The following is a 4,068-nucleotide window of genomic DNA, read 5'->3' as shown; positions in this document are numbered from 1 at the left end:
TCCATCTAGGATCAATGTTGTTATTCCACCAATTAGCTACTAAATCAACATAAGCAGAGAATCCTAATAGCCAGTTAATTGCCGGATAATGTCTTGCTTGAGCTAGAGAGACATCTAATGGCCAGAATACTTTCACAAATCTGAGTGTATGGCTAGTCACTGGCTCTGTAAAGTCTCCTCCAGGCGGGGAGACAGCTGAAGCAATAGTAACTGAACCATATCTTTCTGGTCTTCCAATAGTCTTAACCCTACCAGCTCTCTCGTAATACTCTGCTAATCTAGATGGTAAATAGCTGGGATAACCTTCCTCTGCAGGCATTTCTTCCATTCTTCCTCCTAAGTCCCTTAATGCCTCAGCCCATCTTGACGTCGAGTCAGCTACTAATAGTGTATCATAACCTTGATCTCTGAAGTATTCAGCCATTGTGACTCCTACATAAATGCTGGCTTCCCTAGCCGCGACTGGCATGTTACTTGTATTAGCAACTAGTATTGTCCTTTCTAGTAATGGTCTTCCAGTCCATGGATCCTTTAATTTAGGGAATTGCCTTAGCTCATCAGTCATCTCATTCCCTCTCTCGCCACATCCAACGTATATGACAATTTTTGCGGCGCTCCACTTAGCTAAACTCTGCAGAGTTACAGTCTTTCCACTTCCGAATGGTCCCGGTATCGCAGCTGTGCCTCCTTTAGCAATAGGAAATATAGTGTCTAATACTCTAGTTCCAGTTAATAATGGCTCAGTTGGTTCCAATTTCTCCTTGAATGGCCTAGGAATTCTAACTGGCCACTTTTGCATTAACTTAATTGGAATTTCATCTCCATTCATATCAACTACTCCTATATTGTCTTCAACTGTATAGTCTCCCTCTGGTACTATCTCCTTTAATGTTCCATGAACGTTAGGAGGTATGAGTATTCTGTGTTCTACTAAAGGAGTCTCATTTACGATGCCAATGATATCTCCGCTTTCTACCTTATCTCCTTTCTTCAATTTAGGTATGAAATGCCATTTATTACTTCTATTTAGAGATGGTACCTTTATACCTCTAGCCACGAACGGAGAATTAGCTACATCCTTTATCTGATCCAATGGTCTTTGTATACCGTCGAATATTCTACCTATTAAACCGGGACCTAACTCTACTGAAAGAGGAGCTCCAGTTCTGTAAACTGGTTCATTTGGCTTAATACCGCTTGTATCCTCGTAAACTTGAATATAAGCTCTGTCACCTTCTATTCTCGTTATTTCTCCCACTAGTCTTAATTCGCCAACTTCAACTACTTCGTACATTTGAGAGTTTCTCATATTGTCTGCTACTACTAATGGTCCATTTACTCTAATTATTCTACCAGTTTTTTCCATTTTATGCACCTCCAAACAATATGTCTGCTATTTTTCCTCTCATACTATCAAAAACTTGATCTAAGATAAGCTTTAATGAGAAATCTTTACTTAATCCGCTTTTCTCGTAATATATCTTTATACCTCCTAGCATTTTATTATCAGTCTTTATGGTCACGTTCTTATTTTTAACTAGAGACCTAATCAACTTTTCATCAGATGATGAACAATATATGACTATGGGCTCTCCTTCCTTTAGTTCCCTACTCAATATACTTTTAATGGAATCACTATATTCCTTTGATTTTGTAATATCAGATATTTTATCTAAAATTCTCTCATATACTTTGTTTATCCAATACTCCTTCTCTGCCAATATTGCTCTCTTATTCTCAACTTCTAATCTAGCCTTTTCTCCCTCGATTTCTTCCTTAGTTTTACTAACGTAATCTTGAAGCCTTTGAGAGAACTCTCTTATTGTATTCTGATAACCGTCTTCCAATAATTTTATAGACTCTTCTAAGCTCTTTTTCAATTCGTTATCTATCTCTTCTTTAATCTTATTTATTGAAAGATTTAACAGATCCTCAAATTCCATTTCATTTCACCCGAAACCTAGTGCCCTCATGATCATCTTTCTTACGTCTATAGGTTTAGACTCGCTAAATGGTGATGGTATTATTGTTATTAAAGGTTTCCTTTGCTCACTAATTAAGGGATCTATCTTTTCCTTAATTGGTTCATAAATGTCCTTTGTTATTAACATAAGTTCTAAGTCTTCCCTTTTCCTTAATTTCGAAATAATTTCTGGTAACTTGTAGGGGTCTTCAACTAGCTCTCCTTCAGCCCCTAACATTCTAAAAAGAGAAACAGTGTACTTATCCCCGACTACTACCATCTTACCCATTGCATGTTATTTCTAAACGACAAAGATTAAATACTTATAAGAGATTTCGCTATTTTACTTATTGCGAGGGAAAAAGAGTGCTTTTGCCAGAAAACATGGTGAGGTTACAGATAATTACAGATAAATCTAATCTTAATCCTATAGTTACTAAACTTCTAAAATATGGGGTATTCCAGCCTGAAGATCCCCTTTACCCAATAGGAAATGGAAGAATTGACGAAGCGAGGAAATTAATAACTCCTGTTCAAGATCATATATCAAAAGTAAAAATAATAATGGAACTTGGAGGTTTAATAATAGAGCCATTAGGAAAAATGAAAGTAGAGGATTGGATAATTGCCTCAGACCAAACAAATAGTGAAGCTCTGAAACTGGAAGAGAGATATAAAGAGCTTCTAGAGGAGATAGGCAGACTCAGAGCTGAAAGGGATTTATACTTGCAACAATTGAAAGATTTAGAGCCTTTTAAGACCATAACAGTTGAACTTAACACATTATACTCGTCAGAACTATTTAATGTAATCTTAGCTATAGTTAGTGAGGATAAGTTAAATTTACTAAATGAATCATTAAGGGATAAGGGTTTCGTATATGCAGTCAAGTCTGGCGAAAAAAGTTTTAGTGTCATAATAATAACAAAAAAGGAAGTTGAACTTGACAAAATCCTTAAAGAAATAGGTGTAAGAAGATTTGAGTTACAAGAGGGAAAATCACCATACCAACTGTATAATGATTTGCAAGAAAAGGTAAACCAGATAAACATTATACTAGAGAGGACTAGAGACGAGCTAGCAAAAAAGGTTAAGAGTGAAGAAAATTATATTAAAAACGTATATGGTAAATTACTTACAGTAAGAGATGCTTTAAGTATTATGAATAAAGCTAGAGTTTCAGATTATTATTTGCAGATAGAGGGCTATGTTCCAGAAAAATATGTAAATACAATAAAGTCAGATTTAGGTAATTTAGGCTTTATTGACTACATAAGACCTAAAAGATATGAGGAAAAAGAGGAACCGCCTACTCTTGTGGAACTCCCAAAATCAATTAGAGTTTTGGAATCTTTAGTTGAAATATATGGAACTCCCTCTTACTGGGAGATCTCACCTATTGCGTTTTTAGTTTTTACCTTCCCCATACTTTTTGGTCTAATGTTTCCAGATTTCGGTAATGCGTTAGTTTTATTAATATTTTCCATATGGTTTTACAGATATGGTAAGAAGACCGGAAGCCAGAATATACCTAAATTATCTATAATCTTAATATACTCATCGATTATTGCCATGGTTACAGGATTACTTGCTAGAGACTTCTTCGGACCGTTACCAGTTGGAGGATTAAGAGAAGTAATAGGTAGCGATTCTTATACAGTAGGTCCTCTATATAGTTTATGGCCAATTCCAGCTTCAGTATCTGAAGCCATAAGTTTCCTATTACCATTTGGTGAGTACAGCACTAGTATTAGTATAGAAAATACTATGATATTCTCTGTATTATTAGGAGCATTAGCTTTGTTTGTAAGCTCCCTATTAGGCTTAGTGAATGCGATTAGGAAGAAGGACCCAGAATTCATCTTATTTGAAAAATTACCAATGTTCCTAATATATGTGGTTCCAATATTTATATTCATGTATGGTATAAGTGATCCAAAGAATTTCTTCGCCTTAGATGAACAGGTTTTGGGTCAGATTTTAAATGCTGTACTGATGAAACCATTTAGTCAAAACGTTGTAGGATATGGGATAGTATGGTGGACTTCATTTGCTTTACTTTATAACTGGGCTTCACACTCAATTTTAGTTAAAAAGCATGAGGG

4 protein-coding genes are annotated in these 4,068 nt (G+C 35.5%); 1 reads left to right on the top strand and 3 read right to left on the bottom strand.

The window, feature by feature from the left end; all coding sequences use genetic code 11:
• The 3 genes from DMP16_RS08300 to DMP16_RS08290 all read right to left on the bottom strand — a co-directional run.
• The coding region (locus DMP16_RS08300) for a V-type ATP synthase subunit A (RefSeq protein ID WP_143577085.1) at positions 1 to 1,366 on the bottom strand (1,366 nt) is incomplete at its 3' end.
• A gap of 1 nt (position 1,367) precedes the next feature.
• Positions 1,368 to 1,943 (bottom strand): V-type ATP synthase subunit E, encoded by a 576-nt coding sequence (locus DMP16_RS08295; protein ID WP_069282239.1) that lies wholly within the window; start codon positions 1,941 to 1,943, stop codon positions 1,368 to 1,370.
• A gap of 6 nt (positions 1,944 to 1,949) precedes the next feature.
• Positions 1,950 to 2,252, bottom strand: a complete 303-nt coding sequence (locus tag DMP16_RS08290; RefSeq protein ID WP_069282240.1) for a V-type ATP synthase subunit F — start codon at positions 2,250 to 2,252, stop codon at positions 1,950 to 1,952.
• Positions 2,253 to 2,329: 77 nt separating this feature from the next.
• Between DMP16_RS08290 and DMP16_RS08285 the strand changes: the two genes are divergently transcribed.
• The coding region (locus DMP16_RS08285; protein WP_143577084.1) for a V-type ATPase 116kDa subunit family protein at positions 2,330 to 4,068 on the top strand (1,739 nt) is incomplete at its 3' end.

It is taken from the genome of Sulfolobus sp. B1 (genome assembly GCF_007050195.1).
Taxonomy (GTDB): domain Archaea; phylum Thermoproteota; class Thermoprotei_A; order Sulfolobales; family Sulfolobaceae; genus Saccharolobus.
Note: the sequence above shows the minus strand (reverse complement) of the source record. Positions and strands in the feature narration are given on the sequence as shown.